This window comes from Bradyrhizobium sp. BR13661, from assembly GCF_029892425.1.
GTDB lineage: Bacteria > Pseudomonadota > Alphaproteobacteria > Rhizobiales > Xanthobacteraceae > Bradyrhizobium.
The window spans coordinates 665,328-687,564 of record NZ_JARXWB010000001.1 but is presented as its reverse complement, the minus strand read 5'-3'; the positions used below and the strand labels follow the sequence as shown (position 1 = coordinate 687,564).

The following is a 22,237-nucleotide window of genomic DNA, read 5'->3' as shown; positions in this document are numbered from 1 at the left end:
CGCGCAACTGCCACATACGCGATGAGGAGGATCGCATGCACAGGCTCGCGTTGTGCGTTTGGCTGGCCGCAATGACGGCGCTGACCAGCGCTGCGCTCGCGTTTGACAACGGCCAGTACGACAATGTCGCGCCCGACATCCGCGCCTGGTTCAAGAGCGTGATGGCGCCGAACGGCGTGCCCTGCTGCGACATCTCCGACGGTCATCGCACCGAATACGACGTGCGTAAGGGCGTCTATTGGGTCCCGATAGAAGGACAATGGATGGAGGTACCTGAGCGCGCCATCATCCGCGATCGCGGCAATCCGGTTGGACAGGCCGTGGTGTGGTATGTCCACCACCGCGGCGCCATCATCATCAGTTGCTTCGTACCGGCTGACGCGGTGTAGCCCACGCGGTAGCGCCCTCGCGCGGTGCGTGCTAGTTCAGCTGATGGCTTCTGCAAACGACATAACGCGCGCCGTGATGCGCCTTGTGCTGGCGGCGTTCTATCTTGCAGCCGGCGTCGCGCATCTTTGGGTTCCGGACAAGCTGCTTGCGATCACGCCGCCCTGGGTTCCGTTCGCAACGCAGGTGATCCTCGTCACCGGCGCCTGCGAAATCGCGGGCGCCGTCGCTTTGGTGACGAAACCACTGCGCAGGTGGGCAGGCATCGCATTCGCGCTCTACGCGCTCTGCGTCTGGCCGGCGAACATCAAGCATGCCATCGACGGCATCAACTTGCCGCCTATCCCCAACAGCTGGCTCTATCACGGACCGCGGCTGGCACTTCAGCCAGTGCTGATCTGGTGGGCGTTATATTGTGCCGGTGTGATCGACTGGCCTTGGCGGCGCCACAAAGGGGATAGCGGTCAGGCTGGGGAATGATATCCTCAAGCCTTCAAACAGGGAGACCTTCGTGACCGACCTTTGTGCCGAAGACCTCGCCACAATCTATGCGAAGCCGACCCCGCGCGTGATAGCAAAGGCGCGTCCGGCGATTGACGTGCACGCGAGGAAGTTCATCGAGATGTCGCCGTTCTGCGTGCTCGCGACGTCAGGCCTCGATGGCAGCGTCGACGCCTCACCGCGCGGTGGCGGCGTCGGCTTTGTCCATGTCGCCGGCCCCAATCAGTTGCTGATGCCCGACCGCGCCGGCAACAACAGGATCGACAGTTTTCGCAACGTCGTCGAAGGCTCGGGCTTCGTGCATCTGTTGTTCTTCGTGCCGGGGATCGACGAGACCCTGCGTGTCGGCGGGCGCGGCACGCTGTCGGCCGATCCGGATCTGCTGGCGTCGATGGTTGAGTTCGGCAAGCCGCCCCGCGCGGTGCTCAATGTCGACGTCAGCGAAGTCTACTTCCACTGCGGCAAGGCGCTGATGCGCTCAAAGCTGTGGTCGCCGGAGAAGGTGCAGCGCTCGGTGATGCCGAGCATCAGCCAGGTTATCCACGACCAGACCAGCCTCGGCGAACCGGAAAGCCAGGAAATCGTGGAAGAGCGCTACAAGACGCAGCTGTAGGTAGCGCTCAGTTCGCAAATGGATCGTCATGCCCGGGCTTGTCCCGGGCATCCACGTCTTCGGAGTGCGGCAGGACGTGGCTGGCCGGGTCAAGCCCGGCCATGACGAGGGAGAGAGCAGGCTCAGTGGCCCTCGCCCTCGAGCCCGCCGACGTGCTTCTGGGTGTAGAGCTCAAGACCAATACGACCAATCAGGTCGAGCTGGGTTTCGAGGAAGTCGATGTGGTGCTCCTCATCGCTCATCAGCTTCTCGAACAGATCGCGGGTGACGTAATCCTTGACGCCGTGGCAGTAGGTCGCCGCTTCCTGGTAGAGCGCGCGCGCGCTCATCTCGGCGGCTAGATCGCACTCGATGATCTCCTTGACGTTCTGGCCGATGCGCAGGGGATCGAGCACCTGCATGTTCGGGAAGCCGTCGAAGAACAGGATGCGCGCGGTGAGCTTGTCGGCGTGCTCCATCTCCTCGATGGACTCCTTGCGCCAGACCTTGGCCATGTCCAGCAGGCCCCAATTGTCGAGGAAGCGATAGTGCAGCCAGTACTGGTTGATCGCAGTCAGTTCGTGACGCAGCGCCTTGTTGAGATATTCGATGACTTTTGCGTCGCCCTGCATGGTTCACTCCAGCTCTTGCGTCCAAATCGGAGCTATCCGACTTTAGAACGCTTCTAAATGAGTTCAAACACTTCAGCAACCGGCTACGGGGACGCAGCCGGGGAAAAGCTCAGATGAGATGGTGGAAGTTGTCAGCAGGCCGCGAGCGCGAACTGGGCCGGTGCAGCGGTCTCGTCGTTGGCCGCAACGGTGTGGCTGTGCGGGCAGCCGGCGCAGCAGGACTGGGCGCAGGGGCCGAGCGCTTCGTCAATGATGGTCTTGATGGTCCGCGCGCAGCGGCCGCATTCGGCGCTGCAGCCGAGACATCCATAGACTTGCTTGGCATGACGCACAGCATCGTCGGACTCGGCGACGGCGGCGCGGATGTCGTCATCGCTCAGCACGTTACAGGAACAAACGATCATGGAAGCGGTAGGCCCTTCGGTGATGCGCCATCATCGATATTTAAGGGACCAGCCGGATGCAAAAGGAAAAACCGCTATTTCAAACTATTCCAAACTGGGCCGGATAAAGCCTAGAACGGCTCTAAAATAGGGGGTTGCGCTGGATCAAGACTGATGCCGGATCGGGCTCAGTCGCTGCTCCCGCCGCCCCCACCATCGCCGCCGCCACCGCAATCTCCGCCGCTGCTGCCGCCATCGCTGACGGAACAACTGCCTCCATCGGTCGAGCTTCCGGAACTGTCGCTGGAGAACCAGCTTCCCAGCGAGAAGCCGTCATTCGTCGAATCCGAATAGCTGTCGCTGTTGCCGCCCGGCCTGGCGCGCGGGCGCGGGGCTCGGTTCTGCAAATGGGTCATCAGGGCATAGCCGATGATGCCGACGGCGCCGGCGCCGATCAGGGCATTGGTCAGAAGGTTCATGGGCGCCTCCCAGGCTCGAAAGCCGCGATTTCTACCAATTGGTCGCACCTGACCAATCTGCCGTTCATTGATCATTCAAGCGAAATATGGAACTTTGGCCGCAAGAGTTCTGCGTTCGCTGTGAAAGGGTCGAACCCATGAAGAAGTCGCTTATGGCAATCGCCGCCGTCGCCACCCTGGTCTTGACCGCGGGAACGCCGGCGCATGCACAGCGCGGTGTCGCTGCGGGCGTCGCAGCTGGGATCATTGGCGGCGCTATCGTCGGCGGCGCGCTGGCCTCCCCGTATTATTACGGACCAGGACCGGGCTATGCCTATGGTCCGGGCTACGGCCCCGGCTACTACCCGCCCCGCTACTACGCGCCGGATCCCGGCTACGTCGCTGACGACTATTACGGCGGTGGCTGTGTCTGGCAGAGGCAGCGCTTCTGGGACGGCTACGCTTGGCGCGTCCGTCGCGTCCGAGTCTGTGGCTAAGGCGCATTAAACCTGATCGCTCGAGCCGTTGGCGTCGGGCCGGTTCACTACGGATGCGCCGTTCATCTCAAGGCCCGAAAAAGACCGCTTTTTCTCGTCACAGCTCCGTGTGCGTTTACCGTGGATTGACCATTTGCGCGCTTCCTAGCTGCAAGGCCAATTCCATCAGAGTGTGCGTGAACCTTGAACCCCGGACGCTCCTGACAAGGGACGTCCTTCTCCCAGGAGAGCCAAGAACATGAAGAAGACTATTGTTGCCGCCCTCACGGTTGCGACGATCGCCGGTTCGCTGGTGACCGCCACTCCGTCCGCCAAAGCCGGTGACAACATCGGCGCCGGCATCGCGGCCGGCCTGATCGGCGGCGCCATTGTCGGCGGCGCGATCGCATCGAGCCGTCCGGCCTATGGTGGCCCGGTCTATGTCGCCGAGCCCGCTCCGCCCCCGCCGCCCTGCTACTGGCAGCGTCAGCGCTATTGGGACGGCTACGGCTGGGTCATTCGCCCGGTTCGCGTTTGCTACTGATCTGATCGGACGGCGCTCACCAAGCGCTGCGATCGAAGCCCGGCCGAGACCATCGGCCGGGCTTTTTCTTTTGGAAGGCTGTCAGCGCGCCGCCTGGATCGAGCGCAGCACCGCTTCGCTCGGCCAGCAATCGACCTTGAGCCCTGCTGACTTCTGATAGGCGCCGAGCGCGGCGCGCGTCTGCATGCCGGCCTTGCCGTCGATCTTGTCCTTGTAGAGCCCGACGCGCGTGAGCCCGCGCTGCATCGCCTCGACATCCTTCGTACGCAGTTGCTTCGAGGCCGACCATGGCGTCGCAAATGGCAACGGGCTGGTCATGCGGTCGCTGAGGTGGCCGACGAACAGCACGTAGAGATCGGAGAAATTGTATTCCTTGATGACGAAGTAGTTCTTCGTGGTCAGGAACGCCGGACCATAGATGCCTTCTGGCTGGAGCAGCGAAGCCGGCTGCGCCTGCTCGGTGGCACTCAGCTTCTCACCGCGCACCGGCACGAAGCCCTCTCGCAACCACTGGCCGATCGGCTTGGTCACCTCAGGCACGCCCGTCGTGCAATCGACCTTGGCCGGCGCCTGCACCTCATAGGCCCAGCGCACGCCGCTCTGCCAGCCCTTGTTGACCAGTTGTTGCGCGGCCGAGGCCAGCGCATCCGGCACGGAGTGCCAGATGTCGATGCGGCCATCACCGTCGAAATCGACGCCGTGCTTGTAGTATTCGGACGGCAGGAACTGCGTGAGGCCGGTGGCGCCCGCCCATGACGAGGTCATGTCCTTGCGCGTCACCACGCCCTCGCCGAGGATCTTCAGCGCGAGGATGAACTCGTTGCGATAGGTATCCTTGCGCCGGCCGACATAGGCCTGCGTCGCGAGCACGCGGACGAGATCGTAAGGCAGCTTGTAGCGACCGTAATCGGTCTCGCGGCCCCAGATCGCGAGCATCACGGTCGCGGGCACGCCGGAGCTCTTTTCGATCTTCGTCAGCGCAGCCTTGTATTTCTGCAGCAGCCGCTGCCCCTCGCCCGCAAGATTCGCAATCGAGGCTTCCCTGACGTAGTCAGCCGGCACCTGCACGAACTCAGCCTGCGACGGCGCGCCGGTCGCAGGCCGTCCGGGCAGGATCAGATCCGGCAGCTTGTAATCCGGCTCAAGCCCGCGCGTCTGTTGATCGAACGTCGCGCGCGAGACGCCGGCCTCTTGCGCTTCCGGCCAGAGCGAGGCAATGAACTGCGTGAAGGCAGCGTCGGCGGCGCGAGCGGGCGACCAGCCGCAGGTGATCACCATCACCGCAGCGATGAGCGCCCGCCGCATCATGACGGGATCACCGCGTCAGCTTCTTGTATTTCACGCGGTGCGGAATGATGCTGTCCTGGCCGAGCCGGCGCATCTTGTCCTTCTCGTAGTCCTGGAAGTTGCCTTCGAACCATTCGACATGGCTGTCGCCTTCGAAGGCCAGGATGTGGGTCGCGATGCGGTCGAGGAACCAGCGATCATGGCTGATGATGACGGCGCAGCCGGCAAAATCCTCCAGCGCCTCTTCGAGCGCGCGCAGCGTGTCGACGTCGAGGTCGTTGGTCGGTTCGTCGAGCAGCAGAACGTTGGCGCCGGACTTCAGCATTTTTGCCAGATGCACGCGATTGCGTTCACCGCCCGACAGCGCGCCGACCTTCTTCTGCTGGTCGGCGCCCTTGAAGTTGAACGACGAACAATAGCCGCGCGAGTTCACTTCCTTCTTGCCGAGCAGGATCAGCTCGTTGCCGCCGGAGATTTCCTCCCACACGGTCTTCTTGCCGTCGAGCGCATCGCGCGACTGGTCGACATAGCCGAGATGCACGGTCTCGCCGATCGTGATGGTGCCCTTGTCCGGCTTCTCCTGCCCCGTGATCATCCTGAACAACGTGGTCTTGCCGGCGCCGTTGGGACCGATCACGCCGACGATGCCGCCGGGCGGCAGCTTGAAGGTGAGATCGTCGATCAGGAGCCGATCGCCAAAGCCTTTGCTGAGGCCTTCGAAATCGACCACGTTGTCGCCGAGGCGCTCGGCGACGGGAATGATGATCTGCGCGGTCTGGGTCTGCTTCTCGCTCGCCTGCTTGAGCAGTTCCTCATAGCGCTGGTAGCGCGCTTTCGACTTGGCCTGGCGCGCCTTCGGCGAGGATGCGACCCACTCCTGCTCGCGGGCAATCGTCTTCTGGTGCGCGGCGTCCTCGCGGCCTTCCTGCTCCAGACGCTTCTGCTTCTGCACCAGCCATGACGAGTAATTGCCCTCGTAGGGGATACCCTTGCCGCGATCGAGCTCGAGGATCCAGCCGGTGACGTTGTCGAGGAAGTAGCGATCGTGGGTCACGATCAGGATCGCACCGGGATAGTTGCGTAAGTGGCCTTCCAGCCACGACACCGACTCGGCGTCGAGATGGTTGGTCGGTTCGTCCAGCAGCAACAGCTCGGGCTGGTCGAGCAGCAGCTTGCACAGCGCGACGCGGCGGCGCTCACCGCCGGAGAGCTTCGTCACATCGGCATCGTCGGGCGGGCAGCGCAGCGCGTCCATGGCCTGGTCGACCTTGCTGTCGAGATCCCAGAGGCCCTGGGCCTCGATCTCGTCCTGCAGCTTGGTCATCTCATCGGCGGTCTCGTCCGAATAATTGACCGCAAGCTCGTTGTAGCGGTCGAGGATCGCCTTCTGCTTGGCGACGCCCAGCATCACGTTCTCGCGGACCGAAAGCGCAGCGTCCAGCTGCGGCTCCTGCTCGAGATAGCCGACGCGGGCACCCTCGGCGACCCAGGCCTCGCCGGTATATTCCTTGTCGAGGCCTGCCATGATCCTGAGCAGGGTCGACTTACCGGAGCCGTTGACGCCGAGAACGCCGATCTTGGCGTCCGGGTAAAAGCTGAGGCGGATGTTGTCGAGCACCTTGCGGGTCGGGTAGCTCTTGGTCAGGCCTTCCATGAAGTAGACGAACTGGCGCGCCATCGGTCCCGTGAAACCTTCAATTTGAGGAGATTTGCTTAAGCGCCGATGTAGCGATCCCGCCCCCAAAGGGCAATGTTTTCCCTCCGTTCACCACGGATGAATACTGGGCGGACACCATCCGGAGGGGCGATCCGGACAATTGAAACCATCTTTTAATAAATCAGGCCAAAGCTCGGTTTCGCGCGGAAACAGCGCCACCCGCTCAGAATGAGCGGGGAGCACAGCGAGGCCCATCATGGCTCTGATCGAGACCCACTCCCATCCCGTTCCGGCAGAAGCCGGCCGCGCTAACGCGCTCGTCACGGAGATCAAGGGCTTCTGGAAGCGCTTCTTCACCACGGCTTTCAACCCCTACCGGCCCGAACTGCACTATATGCGCGGCCCCGGTCCCGCCTGGCGCGCCAAGCACGGCATGGATGCACCGATCCGGTTGAAGCCCCGCTGAAGCGCCCCTTCCCTATCGGACTTTTGAAGACCCAGACTGCTTGCGCGCGCGGCTGATTGCGCGCAACCATGGCCCCGGTTTCGACGATGGCGCCCAGCCCGCGCTGTCCCCTCTCGCCGTCAACCCTGGCCTTGGATAAAGCTGATGACGCGGCTGCGCTGTGCAATTCTCGACGACTATTTCAACCTCGCCCTCGATGTCGCCGACTGGTCGAGACTGTCCGACCGTATCGACACCACCGTGTTCAGCCATCCCTTTGCTTCCGAGCAGGCCACCGCCAGCGCACTCGCCGATTTCGACATCGTCTGCGCGATGCGCGAGCGCACCGCGTTCCCCAAAAGCCTGTTCGACAAGCTGCCCAAGCTGAAGCTGCTGCTGACCTCAGGCATGCGCAACGCCGCAATCGACATGGAGGCCGCCAAGGCGCGCGGCGTCGTGATCGGCGGCACACAATATTCACGCGATCCGACCGCGCCGCTGACCATGGGCCTGATCCTGGAACTGACCCGCGGCATCGGCCGCGAGAATGCGCGCATGCATGCGGGCGAGCCGTGGCAGACCTTCGCCGGTGTCGAGATCGAAGGCCTTACGCTCGGCGTCATCGGCCTCGGCAAGCTCGGCACCAAGATGGCCGGCATTGCCAAGGCGTTCGGCATGAGCGTGATTGCCTGGAGCCCGAACCTCACGCCGGAGAAGTGCGCGGCTGCCGGCGTCGGCTACGCCAGCAAGGAGGAGCTGTTTGCCCAGGCCGACATCGTCACCATCCACGTGGTGTTGAGCGAGCGCTCACGCGGCCTCGTCGGCCGCGCCGATCTGGCGCGGATGAAGTCGACGGCGTTCCTCGTCAACACCGCGCGCGGGCCGATCGTGGACGAGCAGGCACTGCTGGAAGCGTTGCAGCAGAAGAAGATCGCAGGCGCTGGCCTCGACGTGTTCTCGGTCGAGCCGCTGCCGGTCGATCATCCCTTCCGCAAGCTCGACAATCTCGTGCTGACGCCGCATCTCGGCTACGCCACCGAGGATGGCCTGCGCATCCATTACGGCCAGATGGTCGAGGCGATCGACGCCTTCACCAAGGGCAGCGAACTGCCGCGCAAGCTGGCCTAAAACGATGAAGGGCGCGCAGATGGCACGCCCCTCGCAATTTCAATTGTCTTTCCGCGCTTAGCGCACGGTGACCGGCGCCGGCAGCGGCGGCACCACCGTCGGCTGCGTGCCCGGAACCGGACCAGCCTGGGCGGCCATCGGAGCCGGACCGGGTGCAGCCGATGCGGTTGCCTGCGCCGGATTGCCCTGCATCACGACCACGCGCGTGCCGACCTTGGCGCGGTCGAACAAATCCGAGACGTCCTCGTTCAGCATGCCGATGCAGCCGGAGGAGACGAACTTGCCGATCGTCGAGGGCTGGTTGGTGCCGTGGATGCGATACACGGTCGAACCGAGATACATCGCACGGGCACCGAGCGGATTGCCTTCGCCGCCGGCCATGAAGCGCGGCAGATAGGGCTGACGCTCGATCATTTCCGCCGGCGGATGCCAATCCGGCCACTCGGCCTTGCGGGTGATCTTCTGCACCCCGTTCCAGGTGAAGCCGTCGCGGCCGACGCGAACGCCGTAGCGGATCGCACGGCCATTGCCGAGGACGTAATAGAGGTAGGTGTTCGGGGTATCGACCACGATGGTGCCGGCCGGCTCCTTGGTCTGGAACGCGACCTCCTGGCGGCGCAGGTTCGGCGCCAGCTGCGCCGGGGCCGCATCAGGCTGCTCCTCGGGCGGCAGTGAAGCGACCGACATCGGCCGGCCACCGGCGCCCTGCTGCGGAACCGCTCCGGTCGCGGCCGGGCCACCAACGGCTTCCGGCGGACGCATGCCATCGCTGCCGGGCGCCTGGCCCGAACGATCGCCATAGATCACCGGAGGTGGACCGGCGGGCCGGCCGTAGCGGGGATCATCGGGCGACATCACCGGCCCCTGCGGCGGATTGGCGGAATAGACCGGCGGCGCGCCGGCCGGACGGCCATAGCGCGGATCATCCGGCGACATCACCGGGCCCTGCGGCGGATTGGCGGAGTAGACCGGCGCGCCGGCGGGGCGGCCATAGCGCGGATCGTCAACGGGACCGGGCGGCGGCAGCGCAGCCTGCGGCATGGCGTCGTCATCGTCTTCCAGCGCGTCGAAATTCGGGGTGCGCTCGCCGGGCCGATATTCGGCCGGGGCGCCATAGCTCGGCGTCTGCTGAACCGGATAGCTCTGGGCCTGTGCAAGCGAGGTTCCCGCCGCAGCGACTGTTGCGGCAGCGCATATCGTCAGAAAATGTTTGATCATCATCGCTCTTGTGGTGTCCCGGGCCCCGTCCGAGCCGTTGACGGCCAGATGACCGAAGATAGCGGCACATTCAAGACATAACAGGCCGATTTGTGCCCGATTGAGCGATTTGTGATGCAATCGCACACAGTTGCTCCGTTGCATCACGGGGCGGAAATCGCATTTCGCCGTAGATCGACGGACCGCTCACCCCGATTTTTACGGAACGTCGCGAAGACGTTGCGATATGGTCGAATCAGCCTGATTCGCCACCGCTTTGAGCTCGAATCCCCGCGTGGCGAACGCGGCAGCAGTACCGTCACCGCGTTCAGATGGCTCATGGGCCCTGGCCAAACGCCGCCGGGGCGGAAATTCGCAATCCGTCAATGCTTCCCGGCTTTCGTTTCCTGCTTGCCGCGATCCTGGTCTCTACCTCCATCCTGGTGTTCGGCTTGGGAGCCGCCTCGCTGCTGCGGGCGAGCCACGAGCAGTATGTCAGCAATCCCTCCTGGCGGAACGGCCCGCAGGAGCAGATGTTCGCGCAAAGCCCAGAGCCAGCCCAGCCGGTGCTCGCGGCCCTGCGCGTCGAGCCGGCCGCCAGCGAAGCGCCGACGCCTGCGGTGCCCGAACAGATCCCGAGCATCGCCTTGCCCGCGGTCGAGACCGGGCCCGAGCAGATGGCCGCGGTGACGCTTCCTGTCAAAGCTCAGCCTGAGCCGAAGCCCGAGCTTCCGGTTGTTGCCGTGGCACCGGCGATGGAGCCGGCTGCGCCCGCCACAGAAGTGCCAGCGGTCGGGCCAGCCAGAAGCGAGGCTGCGGCTCCGTCGCCCACTGACACGCTCACCCCGACCGATACGACTGCTAACACCGCTGTGCCTTCGCCCGCTCCGGTCTTGAACGCCACCGACGTGCCGCGCACCGCGACGCCGGCGCTGGCATCGCGCGTGAGCGATATCGCAGCCGCCCGGATGGCTGCGCTGAACGACCTCGCGAAGCCCAAGGCCGACAGCGCGACGCCGGAGAGCAAGCCCCGCGCGCACAAGCCGAAGAAGCGACACCGCATCGTGCGGCGCGCGCCGCCTCAACAGGTCAACCAGGGGCTCGATCCGTTCGGCCAGCAACAGCAGACGCTCGCCACGACGGCCACGCGCACGCGCTGAGGCTTACGCCACCTCTCTTCACGCCGGCCCCGTCGCGATCGGCGGGCCCTGCTCCTGGCCCCATTCCGACCATGAGCCGTCATACAGCGCGGTGTCGGTGATGCCCAAGCGATAGAGCGCGAGCGTCAGCACGCCGGCGGAGACGCCGGAGCCGCAGCTTGTCACGATCGGCGCATCGAGCTTGACGCCGGCGCCGGTGAAGGCGGCGCGCAGATCCTCGAGCGGCTTCATCACGCCGGTCACGGCATCGAACAACTGGCTATAAGGAACGTTGCGCGCGTTGGGGATGTGACCGGATCGGATGCCCGCGCGGGGCTCGGGCGCACGGCCCTCGAAGCGATCGGCAGCGCGTGCATCGATCACCTGCTCTTTGCTGCTTTCGACGTTGGCGATCAGCTGCTGCATGCTGCGCACGCGCTTCGGATCGTAGCTCGCCTTGAAGGTCGCAGCCTTCGGCTTGACTTCACCACTTTCAACCGGACGCCCTTCGGCGCGCCACTTCTTCAGGCCGCCATTGAGGATGCGCACATTGCTATGGCCGAAGGCCAGGAACATCCACCACGCGCGCGGCGCGGCGACCCAGCCGCCGGCATCGTAGATCACCACGGTGTCGGCGTTGGAGATGCCGAGATTGCCGACGTCGCGGCCGAACTGCTCGGCGCTCGGATACATGTGCGGCAGCGGGTTGGAATGATCCGACACCGCGTCGACGTCGAAGAACACCGCGCCCGGCAGATGCGCGGCGAGGTAATCGTCCTTCGGCAGCGGCAGCACGCCCGGCAGCTTGAAGCTGGCGTCGAGCACCTTGACGTTGGCATCGTTGATATGGGCGGCGAGCCATTCGGTGGAGACGAGGGGGTCGGTGGCAGTCATACGATTTCATCCTTGTCATTTCCGGAGCAAGCACAGCACGAGCTGTCATTGAACTCGTGCGCGTCAAACTCCGCTGTCATCGCCCGGCTTGACCGGGCGATCCAGTATTCCAGAGACAGTTGTGATTAAGCCGTATGGCCACGGCGTACTGGATTCCCCGCTTTCGCGGGGAATGACAGCGGAGATCGGAGGGATTACGGCGCACTCCTCACCCCTTCTTCTTCGGCTCCCACGCTTCCGTCGGACCACCGGCATCGCGCCAGGCGGCGTAGCCGCCGGCAATGTGGGCGACGGGCTTCAGGCCCATGTCCTTGGCGGTCTTGGCCGCGAGCGCGGAGCGCAGGCCGCCGGCGCAGTGGAAGACGAACTTCTTGTCTTCCTGGAAGATCGGCTTCGCGTACGGGCTCTGCGGATCGATCCAGAATTCGAGCATGCCGCGCGTGCAGGCGAACGCACCCGGAATGCGGCCGTCGCGCTCGATCTCGCGGGGATCTCTGATATCGACGATGACGACGTCGCCGTTCTTGGAGATCTCGATGGCATCCTTGGCCGAGAGCGTCTCGATCTCGGCATTGGCCTCGTCGATCAGCGCCTTGATGCCGCGGGTGATGTTCTGGGGCATGGGGTTCTCCCTTCTCTTTGTCATTCCGGGGCGATGCGCAGCATCGAACCCGGAATCCATTTCTCTACATGCGCTGCGACCCGATGGATTCCGGGCTCGCGACTTCGTCGCGCCCCGGAATGACGGCGAACGTCAGTGCGTCAATTCCTTCATCGCATGTTCCAGACCTTCGATCGTGATCGGGTACATGCGGTTGGCGAAGATGCGTTTGATGATGGTGGTCGATTCCGAATAGTCCCAGTGCTTCTGCGCGACCGGGTTCAGCCACACCGTATGCGGATAGGTGCGGATGATGCGGTCGAGCCAGACCGAGCCGGGCTCCTCGTTGACGTGCTCGACCGAGCCGCCCGGCACCATGATCTCGTAAGGCGACATCGAGGCGTCGCCGACGAACACGACCTTGTAGTCGTGCGGGTACTTATGCAGCACGTCCCAGGTCGGCGTGCGATCGGTGAAGCGGCGCTTGTTCTGCTTCCACACGCCTTCATAGAGGCAGTTGTGGAAGTAGAAATATTCCATGTGCTTGAACTCGCTCTTCGCCGCCGAGAACAGCTCCTCGACCTGCTCGATATGCGAATCCATGGAGCCGCCGATGTCGAAGAACACCAGCAGCTTCACCGCATTGCGCCGTTCGGGGCGCATGTGGACGTCGAGATAGCCGTGATTGGCGGTCTCGCGAATGGTGGTGTCGAGATCGAGCTCGTCGGGCGCGCCGGTGCGCGCGAACTTGCGCAGGCGGCGCAGCGCCACCTTGATGTTGCGGATGCCGAGCTCGACATTGCCGTCGAGGTCCTTGAACTCGCGCTTGTCCCACACCTTCACGGCGCGGTTGTTGCGGTTCTTCTCCTGGCCGATGCGCACGCCCTCGGGATTGTAGCCGTGCGCGCCGAACGGCGAGGTGCCGGCCGTGCCGATCCATTTCGAGCCGCCCTGATGGCGGCCTTTCTGCTCCTCGAGGCGCTTTTTCAGGGTCTCCATGAGCTTGTCCCAGCCCATGGCCTCGATCTGCTTCTTCTCTTCCTCGCTGAGATATTTTTCGGCGAGCTTCTTCAGCCACTCCTCGGGGATCTCCGCCTTCTCCATGGCGTCGAGCAGGCTTTCCAGCCCCTTGAACACCGTGCCGAAGACGCGGTCGAACTTGTCGAGGTTGCGCTCGTCCTTCACCAGCGAGGTGCGCGACAGATAGTAAAAATTCTCGACCGAATAGTCGCTGAGGTCAGCGTCGAGCGCCTCCATCAGCGTGAGGTATTCGCGCAGCGTGACGGGGACCTGCGCATCGCGCAGAGAGGTGAAGAATTGCAGGAACATGGGTGACAGATTGCCCGTCGGGGGGCGAACGTCAAGGGGCGGAGGGCCGCGCCGGACGCTGGACCCGGAGCCCATTTGCTCTAGAATTGATGGCCTCACAGGGTCGTTTTGGGGATTGATGCAATGGGTATTCTCGCAGCGCTCATCATTGGCGCGATCGCCGGCTGGCTGGCCGGCAAGATTGTCCACGGGGCGGGATTTGGGCTGATCGGCAACATCGTGGTCGGCATCATCGGCGCGCTGGTCGCAGGCTGGGTGCTACCCCAGCTGCATATCGAGCTCGCCACGGGCACGCTGGGTGCCATCATCGATGCCACCGTTGGCGCAGTGATTGTGCTCGTCATCCTTTCGCTGATAAAACGGGTCTGAAAGCCTGACCGAACCAGGAACGGCCGCCATGCGCGGCCGTTCCCATGTCGCGACCAGAGCAATGAAATCGGCAATGCCTGGGACGACGACCAACAAGGACGCGCAATGAAATTTACCGGCACCAAGGACTATGTTGCGACCGACGATCTCAAGGTCGCCGTCAATGCGTCGATCGTGCTGGAGCGCCCGCTCCTCATCAAGGGCGAGCCCGGCACCGGCAAGACGGTGCTGGCGGAGGAAGTTGCGAAGGCGCTGAACGCGCCGCTGCTGACGTGGCACATCAAGTCCACCACCAAGGCGCAGCAGGGCCTCTACGAATACGATGCGGTGTCGCGCCTGCGTGACAGCCAGCTCGGCGACAGCCGGGTCTCCGACATCAAGAACTACATCAAGCGCGGCAAGCTGTGGGACGCCTTCACCGCCGAGCAGCGCCCGGTGCTGCTGATCGACGAGATCGACAAGGCCGACATCGAATTCCCGAACGACCTCCTGCTCGAGCTCGATCGCATGGAATTCCACGTCTACGAGACCGGCGAGACGATCAAGGCCAAGCAGCGCCCGATCATGATGATCACCTCCAACAACGAGAAGGAGCTGCCGGACGCCTTCCTGCGCCGCTGCTTCTTCCACTACATCAAGTTCCCCGACGCCGACACGATGGGCCGCATCGTCGACGTCCACTTTCCCGGCATCAAGAAGCGCCTGGTGGAAGAAGCGCTGCGCATCTTCTTCGAAGTGCGCGAGGTGCCCGGGCTGAAGAAGAAGCCGTCGACCTCGGAGCTTCTGGATTGGCTCAAGCTTCTGCTCAACGAGGACATGAGCGTCGAGCAGCTGCGCGAACGCGATCCGCGCAAACTGATCCCGCCGCTGCACGGCGCGCTGCTCAAGAACGAGCAGGACGTGCATCTGTTCGAGCGGCTGGCGTTCTTGAGCCGAAGGGAAGTGTGAGCGCGAGCTCGCTAGCGATAGCGCCTCGCTGCATCCCCACCACCGGTGTCATGCCCCGGCTTGACCGGGGCATCCAGTACACTGCAGCTTCTCGGCCCAATCACGTGCGCCTCTGGAATACTGGATCGCCCGGTCAAGCCGGGCGATGACACTGAGTGTCTAATCACAGACACACCTTCGCATCCTCGCGGCGCATCTCGCCCGAGGTTTGCTTCATCTCTCGCCCCCTCCAAACAGAGGGCGCAGGGAAGGCCGGGTGCTGACCTCGCACCCACGGTCCGCTGTGCGCGTGTAGCGCAATGGAAATTGCACAGCGGCATACAGGTGAAGCCGAACACACGGCCTTCCCTGCGCAGTGGTTGGACGGCTTATGCCGTACTCTCCCGGGAGCCGAGTTCCCTCTGGCCTCCCTCGCCCTGCGAAAGTCGCCGACAGCGCGCCGGTTGACACGACTGCCACATTCATCAGGACTTGACCGTAGCGACGACGGCCGGGACCACACGGTTTTGCCGTACGCGTTCAGCGCCGTCCGTCCACACGGAGATCTGGGCTCACGGAGAGCAATCCGCCCTGCCCTTCACCGTCCGTGCCGACGCTGCCGCGTCCACCGCAACCCGGCCCGCGTTTCGAACGACTCGCGAACCGCCCCTCATCGTCAGGCCGGGCTGTTTCGACTTATGCCGCAATTCCGAATTTCGGTAAAGTGGAATATTTTTGCGCGGAGGGCTTGACAGGATGGCGGGTGTTTTGCCCGACGGGACCAAGGCCCGGCACTCTCTCGTGTCCCGGACGCGCTGCAGCGTGCAACGCTGCTGCGCAGAGCCGGGACCCAGCAGCCTTGCGGAGATCGTGGTGAAATGGGCCCCGGCTCTGCAGCGCACCGCAAGGGCGCTGCGCTGCGTCCGGGGCACGAGAGAGTCCTATGCCACCGCGGCGTCCGGAATCCGCGCGGCTTCCATCGGGGCCTTGCCGCGGATCAGGTCCGAGGCGCGGTCGGCGATCATCATCGTGGACGCATTCAAGTTCGCCGAGATCATGCGCGGCATCACGGAGGCGTCGATGACGCGGAGGCCTTCGAGGCCGTGGACGCGGAGCTGGTCGTCGACCACGGCCCATGTCGAATCCGCCGGACCCATGCGGCAGGTGCAGCCGGGGTGGAAGGTGGTGGTGCCCCGTTCCGTTGCCGCGTGCAGGAATTCGTCGTCGGTGTTGATGTTGGGGCCGGGGAAATCCTCGTAGGCGTAATAGGGCGAGAGTGGCGCACTCTTCAAGAGCCGCCGCGCGAGCTTCATGCCGCCGACGATGACGCGGCGATCGAGTTCGGCGTCGAGATAATTGGTCTGGATGATCGGCGGCGCGAACGGATCGGAGGAGCGGATGCGGACATAGCCGCGGCTCTCGGGGCGCTGCTGCCAGGAGGCGACGGTCATGCCGGGCTCGTCCTCGAGCTGGCCCTGCACGCCTTCCTTGTAGCTTGCCGGCGTGAAGGTGAGCTGCAAGTCGGAACTATCGGCGCTCTCGCCGGAGTGCCAGAAGCAATAGACCATGGTCGGCGACAGCGAGAGCAGGCCCTTGCGCGCCGTCGCCCATTTCAGCGCTTCGATCCAGAGCGAGAAGCCACGACGAAGCTCGTTGATGGTCTTGATGTCCTTGACGCGCGCCACCGTGCGCGGCGCGTAGTGATCCTGCAGGCCTTCGCCGACCGGCAGCGCGTGGCGCACCTGGATGCCGTGGGCGTTGAGCAGATCGGGCGAGCCGATGCCGGAGAGTTGCAAGAGCTGCGGCGAATTATAGGTGCCGCCGGAAAGGATGACCTCCTTGTTGGCGCGCACCTCCACCGGCGTGCCGCCGCGGCCGCCCTTGGTGTAGCGCACGCCGACGGCGCGCTTGCCCTCGAAGATGATCTCGGTGGCGTGCGCGTGCGTATGGACATGCACGTTCGGCCGCTTCATCGCGGGCTTGAGGAATGCCGTCGAGCCGGAGACGCGCAAGCCGTTGTTGATGGTGCGCTGGCAGTAGGAGACGCCTTCCTGCTTGGCACCGTTGTAATCGGGGTTGCGGGGAATGCCGAGCGAGACCGCGCCTTCCATGAAGGCCTCGCAGAGCGGATCGCGCCAGTCCATGGTGGTGACAGTGAGATTGCCGTCGCGTCCGCGAAAGGTGTTGTCACCCTCGCCGACCCGCTTCTCCAGCCGCTTGAAGTAGGGCAGCACGTCGGCATAGCCCCAGCCGCGATTGCCCATCTGCGCCCAGGTGTCGAAATCCATCCGCTGGCCACGGTTGTAGATGTGGCCGTTGATCGAGGACGAGCCGCCGAGCGTCTTGCCGCGCGGCGCGTAGATGCTGCGCCCGCCGGTGTAGGGCCCAACCTCCTGCTGGTAGGCCCAGTTGATGCTCTTCATGTGGAAGGTCTTGATGAAACCAGCCGGCAGATGGATGTAGGGATGCCAGTCGTTCGGACCCGCTTCGAGCACGCAGACGCTCACATCAGGATCTTCGCTGAGCCTGGAGGTGAGGATGCAACCGGCCGAGCCCGCGCCGATGATCACGTAGTCAAATCTGTCCATGGTGCCCCGGCCGCCTCAGCGCGGCTTTTCGTTGAGTTGATATTCGAGATGCGCCTTCACCGTCGGCCATTCCGCCGCGGTGATGCTGTACACGACGGTGTCGCGCAGCGTGCCGTTCGGCGCGACCTGGTGGCTGCGCAAGATGCCGTCCTGCTTGGCGCCGAGGCGCTCGATGGCGCGGCGGCTCTGGTGATTGAAGAAATGCGTGCGGAATTCCACCGCGATGCAGTTCAGCGTTTCGAAGGCGTGGGTCAGCAACAGCAGCTTGCACTGCGTGTTGAGCGGGCCGCGCTGCGCGCTCTTCGCATACCAGGTCGAGCCGATCTCGACGCGGCGGTTGGTGGCATCGATATTCATGTAGGTGGTCTGGCCGACGATCTTGCCAGCGGCGTCGAACACGGTGAACGGCAGCATCGAGCCCGCGGCCTGCAGGCCGAGGCGGCGGTCGATCTCCTTGGTCACGTTTTCCGGCGTCGGAATCAGCGTGTACCAGATCGTGTAGAGCTCGCCGTCCTTGACGGCCTCGACCAAGCCATCATGATGCTCTTTCGACAGCGGCTCGAGACGGGCGTGCTGTCCACGCAGGGTGATGGGATCAGGCCAGGGCATTGGGTTGTCTCCAAGAAAAACGACTGGTCGTCATTCCGGGGCGACGCGAAGCGGCGAACCCGGAATCCATTCAACCACAAACTCTGCGGCCCAATGGATTCCGGGCCTGCGTGCTTGCGCACGCATCCCGGAATGACGGCGGAATGTATAGGCACATCTTCTACATTCACTTATTCAGAAAGTTCAACGGCAAACCGCCGCGCGGCCAGTCCATGGCGACGAGCTCGCCCCTGCCTGACAGCGTGATGTAGGCGGTCTTGAGCTCGGGGCCACCGAAGGCGATGTTGGTGGTGGCGCGGTCACCGGTCGGGATCTGCTCGACCAGGGTGCCGTCAGGCGCGATCACCGAGATGCACCCCGAAACCAGGGTCGCGACGCAGACATTGCCGTTCGCTTCCACCGCGAGCGAGTCGAACATCTGGTAGCCGCCGAGGCCGCAGATCGGCTTGCCCCGCTCGCCGCGATAGATCACCTCGCGCGGCTTCAGCGTGCCGGGCGCGGAGAGTTCATAGGCCCAGAGCCGGGCCGTCGGCGTCTCCGCGATGTAGACGGTGTTTTCGTCCGGCGACAGACCGATGCCGTTCGCCGGCAGCACGCCGTGCACGACCTCGACGATCTCTTTCATGCCGGGCTTAAGATAGTACATGCCGCCGACATCCATCTCGCGGGCGCGGCGCTTGCCGAGGTCTGAGAACCACAGGCCGCCGTGCTTGTCGAAGACGAGATCATTCGGTCCGCGCAGCTCGTGCTCGCCGCATTTGGTCACAACGGTCTCGACCTTGCCGGTTTGCAGATCGACGCGCTGGATCGAGCCGCCGAGATAATCCTCGGGCTGCGGCCCCGGCATGATCATCTTGCCGGTCGGGATCCAGGAGAAGCCGCCATTGTTGCAGATGTAGATTTTTCCGTCGGGGCCGAGCGCTGCACCATTCGGGCCGCCCGGCACCTTCGCGACGATCTCCTTGCGGCCGTCATGATAAACGCGGGTGAGGCGCCGGCCGCGGATCTCCACCAGCAGCACCGAGCCATCCGGCATCACGACCGGCCCTTCCGGAAATTCGAGGTCGGTGGCGAGAACGCGGACGTCAGGCATTTGGGGACCCTCCCGGCTGCTTGTTATGGCTTGCTCGGGACGTCCGGCGCGGGCCCCGCTGGCAAGATTTGCCAGCGGTTATGACAAAACAGGTCCCCCTTGCCAAGCAAGCGGGATGGTATGCCAGCGTTGCAGCGCTACTCCTTCACCGGCACCCAGATTTCGAAGCCGCCATTGCCAGTCATGGGATCGAATTTCTCGTCATAGCGCTCGAAGTTCGGGGCATCCGCAGCCTTGTAGCCGGAGGCGGGTAGCCATTGATTCCAGATCGTGGTGACAGTGCGCCTGATCGAGGCGACGTGGTCGGAGTGGGTGAACACCGCGTAGCGCTGCTCGGGGATGCGGATGCGGCCGAAGCGACGCGCGAGATCGGAGAAATCGGTAACTTCGACTCCGGCGATGTAGTCGAAATTGCCGGAATCGTCGCCGTTGCAGCAGACGCCGTAAGCGATCTGAATTTTCTCTTGATTCTTGCCTTCGACGCGCGCGGGGATTTCAACGACCTCCTGGTGCAAGCGGGCCCACATCCCGGGAATGATGGCGCTGTTGTCGCAGGTGATGCGCTCGGCGATGCCAGCGACGAGAAAGGCTTTTGCGGTTTCGAAACGCGGGGCTTTGAGATTGTCGAGCATGGTGGACTCCATGAGGATCGGCTCCTGAAGCTTGAGCTGATTGACACACGTTGCCGCTCTCACCGCTTCGGGCGTGGTGCCGAACTGGTCGCGGAACGCGCGGGTGAATGCTTCATGCGAGCCGTAATCCGCCTCCAGCGCCAGCGATAGAATGTCCGGCGCGCCCCGGGCAAGGCTGCGCGCCGCCTCACTCAGCCGTCGTGCGCGCAAATAGCGCATCACCGGGAAGCCGGTGGCTGCGGCAAACGCACGCACCATGTGAAACCGCGACACGCCGCCGATCGCAGCAATCTCGTCGAGCGTCATCGGCTCGGCCAGATGGCTTTCGATGTACCAGAGTGCGCGCTGGGCCGGGTTCATGGGTTCAAGGCTCTCGTTCGAAGCGTGGCGATGATGCGCGGACCAACGCTACTTCGCTTGATCGGGATTGCTCTCGTGCCCCGGATGCAGTGCAACGCGCCGCCCTTCGCGGCGTGGTGCGCTGCTAAGCCGGGGCCCATCTCACCACGGTAATGCGTGGCCATGGGTCCCGGCTCTGCGGAGCAGCGTTACCAGGACGATGCTACGCATCGCCTAGGCTGCACCGCGTCCGGGACACGGAGACCATTCATTTCGCCGCGTCCTTTGGCGGCGGCGCATCTTGCTTCTTCTTCAGATCATCCGCCGTCTTCGCCTGCGCCGCCTGAAGGTCACCGATGGTCTTCTGCAGACCTGCGAGCGTCACCTTCAGCGTATCGATCTGCCTGATGGCAGCATCGATCTTCTGCTGGTGGTCGAGATTGAGCTTGGTGATGGTCTTCTGGAGAAAGTCGACATTGCTCTGCAGGCAGCTGGTGCGCCGCTCCCAGGTCTTCTCGACCGTGCAGATCTCGATGCCGGGCACGTCCTGCGCGCGCGCCGGCGTGTGCGCGACAAACAGTAACATGACGAAACAAACAGCAACGATCCGGCGCGGCATTCAGGTTCCTCATCAAATCAATCACGGCAATGTGCGCCGATTGCGCGCAGCCGCCAAAGGCTACCACACTCGCACCGCATTCTCGCGTTGAGCTTGGCTTGTTCCCTTTGGACGGGGAGCAGTGAACCGCGCGCGGAAGAAGTGGGCGCTCTTTCCGCGGCTTTGATTAGGGGAGTTTTTTGGAATGGCAACGCGCGATAGACGTCTGGCGGAATTCGATGGCGCCGGAGAACCGCCGCCTGGCCTGCCGGTCGAAGTGCTGTGCGAGGACCACAGCGGAACGTATCAACTGCCGTTCGCCTGCCGCTATGTCGAGGGCCGCTGGCAGAACCACGAAGCCGGCATTGCGGTCGAAGCCACCGTCATCGGCTGGCGTGTGCCGCGCGTGAAGCATTCCGGGGCGGCCTGACGACCTTCGTCTGTCTCAAAATGTAACGGGGCCGCGCTTCCAGCTTAACGAACGGAACGCGGCCCGAACGAATCACGTCCGAATCGGCCTGGTAGCCCCGTACGCAACTGTTCACGGCTAGATGTCGACATCGCTGCGCCAGCGCGCACAATATCTACGCAGCGCGCGAACTGGCCGCCACCGAATACCGGTATCAAAGGTTAATATTAGCAAAGACATAGAGGCCAGCGACGAAGCTGGGCGCGTTCGCTTCGGAAACAGGCAGGGCTGCGCGGCGCCTGCCTAATATTCGACCTCGAGCTCCTCGATCTCGGCCGGCTCTTCCTTCGCCGCCGCGATCCATTCCCTCATTTCGGGCATGGCCATGATGGTGTCGGCATAGGCCTTCAGCCCCGGCTCGAGCTTGACGTCATAGGTGACGAAGCGCGTCACGACCGGGGCATACATCGCATCCGCCATGGTGCGCTGCTGGCCGAACAGGAACGGCCCGCCCGACTTCTCCAGGCAGTCGCGCCAGATGAACCAGACCCGATCGATGTCGGCCTGCGCGCGCGACCAGACCTTGAAGCCCGGGAAGTGCCCCTTCAGATTGACCGGCAGCGAGGCGCGCAGTGTGGTGAAGCCGGAATGGATTTCGCCGCAAATCGAGCGGCAATGCGCGCGTTGCACGCGATCATCAGGCAATAGCCCGGCGTGCGGCATCACCTCGTTGAGATATTCGGCAATCGCCAGCGTATCCCAGACCGTGGCGCCGTCATGCCGCAGGCAGGGCACCAGGATCGAGGACGACAGCAGCAGGATTTCGGCGCGCGCCGACGCATCGTCCGGCGCCGTGACGATCTCCTCGAAATCGAGCCCGGAAAACTTCGTCAGCAGCCAGCCACGCAGCGACCAGGACGAGTAGTTCTTGCTGCTGATGGTCAGTGTCGCCTTCGCCATATGGCCCCTTCCCTCGCTTTTCCGGCCAGAACAAGCAGCAAGCGACGTGCCAATTCCAGGGGC

26 protein-coding genes are annotated in these 22,237 nt (G+C 63.8%); 11 read left to right on the top strand and 15 right to left on the bottom strand.

The genetic code is table 11. The annotated features are described in order from the left end of the window. Positions 1–35 precede the first annotated feature (35 nt). The 3 genes from M2427_RS03180 to M2427_RS03170 are packed head-to-tail and all read left to right on the top strand — an operon-like array spanning position 36 to position 1,501. Positions 36–389 (top strand): hypothetical protein, encoded by a 354-nt coding sequence (locus tag M2427_RS03180; protein ID WP_280704664.1) that lies wholly within the window; start codon positions 36–38, stop codon positions 387–389. 43 nt (positions 390–432) lie between these two features. After that, positions 433–867, top strand: coding sequence for a DoxX family protein (locus M2427_RS03175; protein ID WP_280704663.1), 435 nt, complete (start codon positions 433–435; stop codon positions 865–867). A 31-nt stretch (positions 868–898) separates the two neighbouring features. Further along, complete coding sequence (locus M2427_RS03170; RefSeq protein ID WP_280704662.1) at positions 899–1,501, top strand: pyridoxamine 5'-phosphate oxidase family protein; 603 nt, start codon at positions 899–901, stop codon at positions 1,499–1,501. Between the two features lie 122 nt (positions 1,502–1,623). On the opposite strand, the gene bfr is transcribed toward M2427_RS03170, so the two are convergent. The 3 genes from bfr to M2427_RS03155 all read right to left on the bottom strand — a co-directional run bounded on the left by bfr (position 1,624) and on the right by M2427_RS03155 (position 2,974). After that, positions 1,624–2,112: a bacterioferritin gene (bfr, locus tag M2427_RS03165; RefSeq protein WP_235544219.1), complete on the bottom strand. Its 489-nt coding sequence runs from the start codon at positions 2,110–2,112 to the stop codon at positions 1,624–1,626. Between the two features lie 131 nt (positions 2,113–2,243). Continuing rightward, entirely contained in the window at positions 2,244–2,516 is a 273-nt protein-coding gene (locus M2427_RS03160; RefSeq protein WP_257176983.1) for a (2Fe-2S)-binding protein, read from the bottom strand. A gap of 167 nt (positions 2,517–2,683) precedes the next feature. Continuing rightward, on the bottom strand, positions 2,684–2,974 hold the full coding sequence (locus M2427_RS03155; RefSeq protein WP_280704661.1) for a hypothetical protein: 291 nt from the start codon (positions 2,972–2,974) through the stop codon (positions 2,684–2,686). A 137-nt stretch (positions 2,975–3,111) separates the two neighbouring features. Between M2427_RS03155 and M2427_RS03150 the strand changes: the two genes are divergently transcribed. Both M2427_RS03150 and M2427_RS03145 read left to right on the top strand, forming a co-directional pair. Next, positions 3,112–3,450 (top strand): hypothetical protein, encoded by a 339-nt coding sequence (locus M2427_RS03150; protein WP_280704659.1) that lies wholly within the window; start codon positions 3,112–3,114, stop codon positions 3,448–3,450. A gap of 238 nt (positions 3,451–3,688) precedes the next feature. Further along, positions 3,689–3,973 carry a hypothetical protein gene (locus tag M2427_RS03145; RefSeq protein WP_057754182.1) on the top strand — a complete coding sequence of 95 codons (285 nt, stop codon included), beginning with the start codon at positions 3,689–3,691 and terminating at the stop codon, positions 3,971–3,973. Between the two features lie 81 nt (positions 3,974–4,054). On the opposite strand, the gene M2427_RS03140 is transcribed toward M2427_RS03145, so the two are convergent. Beyond that, a complete protein-coding gene (locus M2427_RS03140; RefSeq protein WP_280704657.1) occupies positions 4,055–5,281 on the bottom strand; it encodes a lytic murein transglycosylase in 1,227 nt (408 codons plus the stop codon). Positions 5,282–5,288: 7 nt separating this feature from the next. After that, entirely contained in the window at positions 5,289–6,938 is a 1,650-nt protein-coding gene (gene ettA, locus M2427_RS03135) for an energy-dependent translational throttle protein EttA (protein ID WP_280704656.1), read from the bottom strand. A gap of 235 nt (positions 6,939–7,173) precedes the next feature. Between ettA and M2427_RS03130 the strand changes: the two genes are divergently transcribed. Next, positions 7,174–7,383 (top strand): hypothetical protein, encoded by a 210-nt coding sequence (locus M2427_RS03130; protein ID WP_280704655.1) that lies wholly within the window; start codon positions 7,174–7,176, stop codon positions 7,381–7,383. A 144-nt stretch (positions 7,384–7,527) separates the two neighbouring features. Then, the gene (locus M2427_RS03125) at positions 7,528–8,490 is read left to right on the top strand and encodes a D-2-hydroxyacid dehydrogenase family protein (protein ID WP_280704654.1); all 963 of its coding nucleotides are present in this window, start codon (positions 7,528–7,530) and stop codon (positions 8,488–8,490) included. Positions 8,491–8,547: 57 nt separating this feature from the next. Here M2427_RS03125 and M2427_RS03120 read toward each other — a convergent pair whose 3' ends face one another. Beyond that, the gene (locus tag M2427_RS03120; protein WP_280704653.1) at positions 8,548–9,708 is read right to left on the bottom strand and encodes a L,D-transpeptidase; all 1,161 of its coding nucleotides are present in this window, start codon (positions 9,706–9,708) and stop codon (positions 8,548–8,550) included. A 365-nt stretch (positions 9,709–10,073) separates the two neighbouring features. On the opposite strand from M2427_RS03120, the gene M2427_RS03115 reads away from it, so the two are divergent. Beyond that, positions 10,074–10,847, top strand: coding sequence for a hypothetical protein (locus tag M2427_RS03115; protein ID WP_280704652.1), 774 nt, complete (start codon positions 10,074–10,076; stop codon positions 10,845–10,847). 18 nt (positions 10,848–10,865) lie between these two features. Here M2427_RS03115 and sseA read toward each other — a convergent pair whose 3' ends face one another. From sseA to M2427_RS03100, 3 genes are all read right to left on the bottom strand, one after another. Beyond that, positions 10,866–11,720, bottom strand: coding sequence for a 3-mercaptopyruvate sulfurtransferase (gene sseA / locus M2427_RS03110; RefSeq protein ID WP_280704651.1), 855 nt, complete (start codon positions 11,718–11,720; stop codon positions 10,866–10,868). A 208-nt stretch (positions 11,721–11,928) separates the two neighbouring features. Next, entirely contained in the window at positions 11,929–12,342 is a 414-nt protein-coding gene (locus tag M2427_RS03105) for a rhodanese-like domain-containing protein (RefSeq protein WP_280704649.1), read from the bottom strand. Between the two features lie 132 nt (positions 12,343–12,474). Continuing rightward, a complete protein-coding gene (locus M2427_RS03100) occupies positions 12,475–13,650 on the bottom strand; it encodes a VWA domain-containing protein (RefSeq protein ID WP_212234810.1) in 1,176 nt (391 codons plus the stop codon). 123 nt (positions 13,651–13,773) lie between these two features. On the opposite strand from M2427_RS03100, the gene M2427_RS03095 reads away from it, so the two are divergent. Then, positions 13,774–14,019 (top strand): GlsB/YeaQ/YmgE family stress response membrane protein, encoded by a 246-nt coding sequence (locus M2427_RS03095; protein WP_280704646.1) that lies wholly within the window; start codon positions 13,774–13,776, stop codon positions 14,017–14,019. 105 nt (positions 14,020–14,124) lie between these two features. After that, a complete protein-coding gene (locus M2427_RS03090; protein WP_028145612.1) occupies positions 14,125–14,967 on the top strand; it encodes a MoxR family ATPase in 843 nt (280 codons plus the stop codon). Positions 14,968–15,887: 920 nt separating this feature from the next. On the opposite strand, the gene M2427_RS03085 is transcribed toward M2427_RS03090, so the two are convergent. The 5 genes from M2427_RS03085 to M2427_RS03065 form a co-directional block, all read right to left on the bottom strand. Then, the gene (locus M2427_RS03085) at positions 15,888–17,534 is read right to left on the bottom strand and encodes a GMC family oxidoreductase N-terminal domain-containing protein (protein WP_280704645.1); all 1,647 of its coding nucleotides are present in this window, start codon (positions 17,532–17,534) and stop codon (positions 15,888–15,890) included. Between the two features lie 15 nt (positions 17,535–17,549). Next, a complete protein-coding gene (locus M2427_RS03080) occupies positions 17,550–18,143 on the bottom strand; it encodes a GNAT family protein (protein WP_280704644.1) in 594 nt (197 codons plus the stop codon). Between the two features lie 166 nt (positions 18,144–18,309). Further along, a complete protein-coding gene (locus tag M2427_RS03075; protein WP_280704643.1) occupies positions 18,310–19,236 on the bottom strand; it encodes an SMP-30/gluconolactonase/LRE family protein in 927 nt (308 codons plus the stop codon). A 137-nt stretch (positions 19,237–19,373) separates the two neighbouring features. Next, positions 19,374–20,228 (bottom strand): AraC family transcriptional regulator, encoded by an 855-nt coding sequence (locus tag M2427_RS03070; protein WP_280704642.1) that lies wholly within the window; start codon positions 20,226–20,228, stop codon positions 19,374–19,376. A 247-nt stretch (positions 20,229–20,475) separates the two neighbouring features. Next, positions 20,476–20,793, bottom strand: a complete 318-nt coding sequence (locus tag M2427_RS03065) for a hypothetical protein (protein WP_280704706.1) — start codon at positions 20,791–20,793, stop codon at positions 20,476–20,478. Between the two features lie 217 nt (positions 20,794–21,010). On the opposite strand from M2427_RS03065, the gene M2427_RS03060 reads away from it, so the two are divergent. Then, positions 21,011–21,235 (top strand): hypothetical protein, encoded by a 225-nt coding sequence (locus M2427_RS03060; protein ID WP_280704641.1) that lies wholly within the window; start codon positions 21,011–21,013, stop codon positions 21,233–21,235. A 282-nt stretch (positions 21,236–21,517) separates the two neighbouring features. Here the strand turns inward: M2427_RS03060 and M2427_RS03055 are convergent, their stop codons facing one another. Beyond that, the gene (locus M2427_RS03055; protein WP_280704640.1) at positions 21,518–22,174 is read right to left on the bottom strand and encodes a glutathione S-transferase family protein; all 657 of its coding nucleotides are present in this window, start codon (positions 22,172–22,174) and stop codon (positions 21,518–21,520) included. Between the last annotated feature and the right edge of the window lie 63 nt (positions 22,175–22,237).